This is a genomic window from Limimaricola sp. G21655-S1 (assembly GCF_027213785.1).
Lineage (GTDB): Bacteria > Pseudomonadota > Alphaproteobacteria > Rhodobacterales > Rhodobacteraceae > Limimaricola.
In genome coordinates this window covers 1-1543 of sequence record NZ_JAPWGO010000063.1, presented here as the reverse complement: position 1 = coordinate 1543, position 1543 = coordinate 1, and the positions used below count along the sequence as shown (strand labels likewise).

Annotated in this window: 2 protein-coding genes; one reads left to right on the top strand and one right to left on the bottom strand. The window is 65.7% G+C overall.

Annotation, left to right across the window (positions count from 1 at the left end; all coding sequences use genetic code 11):
- Positions 1-87 precede the first annotated feature (87 nt).
- On the top strand, positions 88-1050 hold the full coding sequence (locus O4G76_RS19810; protein ID WP_269398876.1) for an IS1595 family transposase: 963 nt from the start codon (positions 88-90) through the stop codon (positions 1048-1050).
- Here O4G76_RS19810 and O4G76_RS19805 read toward each other — a convergent pair.
- Positions 1007-1474 (bottom strand): hypothetical protein, encoded by a 468-nt coding sequence (locus O4G76_RS19805; protein WP_269398875.1) that lies wholly within the window; start codon positions 1472-1474, stop codon positions 1007-1009. The genes O4G76_RS19810 and O4G76_RS19805 overlap by 44 nt on opposite strands.
- Between the last annotated feature and the right edge of the window lie 69 nt (positions 1475-1543).

The window sequence follows — 1543 nt, the reverse complement described above, 5'->3', positions numbered from 1 at the left end:
CGGTCTTAGGTAGCAGATGCACCAAACTCTTGCTTTGGAGGTCGGGCAGGAACAGGATAGGAACATGTTTCGCGTAGCGAGGCGCTCATGTCCCAGCATTTCCTGCTTTCCGCTGCTGCCCGGACCCTGTCTCTCAGGACGATCTACGAGGAAGGGGAGAACGCCGCATATCGGCGCTTCTGTCGGCTGCGATGGCCCGAGACGGAGGGCGCTCCGGTCTGCCCGCTCTGCGGCTGCCTCGACATCTACGATCTGAACACCCGACGCCGGTTCAAGTGCGCCGCCTGCCACCGGCAGTTCAGCGTCACCTCCGGCACCGTCTTCGCCTCGCGCAAGCTGGCCTTCGTCGATCTGCTCGGGGCGATCTGCCTGTTCGTCAACGCCGCCAAGGGTCTGTCGGCGGTCCAGCTTTCGCGGGATCTGGACGTGCAGCACAAGACGGCCTTCGTGCTGATGCACAAGCTGCGGGAGACGATGACGCTCGAGACCCGGGAGACCCGGCTCGAGGGGGAGGTCGAAGTGGACGGGGCCGTGTTCGGTGGCCAGGTCCGGCCCGCCAACGCACGCGACGACCGGGTCGATCGCCGCCTGCTCGCCAACCGCAGCGGCAAGCGCAGAGTGGTTGTTGTTCTGCGCCAGCGCGGCGGTCGGACGCTGCCCCGAACCTTCCTGCGCGAAGCTCAGGCTGTCGACTTCGCCCGGGAACGGATTGCCTCAGGCAGCGTCATCTCGGCCGACGAGGTTGCGCACTGGGACGTCCTCGAGCCCGACTTCGAGATGAAACGCGTCAATCATTCCGAGGCCTACAGCCGCGAGGGCGTTCATACCAACCTGGCCGAGAGCTACTTCTCGCGGCTGCGGCGCATGATCGGCGGCCAGCACATTCGGGTGGAGGGTCGATACCTCGATGCCTACGCGGCGCACGCCGCCTGGCTCGAGGATCACCGCTTCGACAGCAACGGCGGCCTCGCGGACCGTCTCATCGGCGGCGCGCTGGCGGCGCCGGTCAGCCGGGCGTGGAAGGGGTATTGGCAACGACGCGCAGCGTGACGGCGTCTCCGGCGCTCCAGACGCACATGCCCTTGCGCTTTTCCACCAGCCGGACGAGCCGCCGGTGCCTGGCGTGCCGCAGCGCCTGGACGACCTTGAACACGACCGAGTTCCGCAGCGCCGTGTCCGACACCTCGAGGCCGCGCTCGATCATCACCCGCTCCGCCAGCTCCCGGGTGGTCAACTCGACGTCCACCCCCAGGTGCTGCACGCAGATGTCAGCGATCTCGCCTTTCTTGAAAAAGCCATGGCTCACGATGTAGCGCGCCCGTCGGCGTTCGGGCGCCGCGAACAGCTCGATTGTCGCGTTCACATGGGCAAGGTCGTGCTTCGCATGCGCGATCTGCGTCTCGTAGGCCTTGATCTGCCCGAGAATCTCGGCGCGTTTCTGCGTCAGCGTCTGGATGATCAGGGGCTCGGCCATGCCACCATTGCAGCGAACTTCGTTATCTCGGTCCATCCGGCAATTTGGTGCATCTGCTACCTAAGACCG

Coding starts and splice junctions, on each gene's coding strand:
- O4G76_RS19810 (WP_269398876.1), top strand. CDS start 88: ATGTCCCAGCATTTCCTGCTTTCCGCTGCTGCCCGGACCCTGTCTCTC.
- O4G76_RS19805 (WP_269398875.1), bottom strand. CDS start 1,474: ATGGCCGAGCCCCTGATCATCCAGACGCTGACGCAGAAACGCGCCGAG.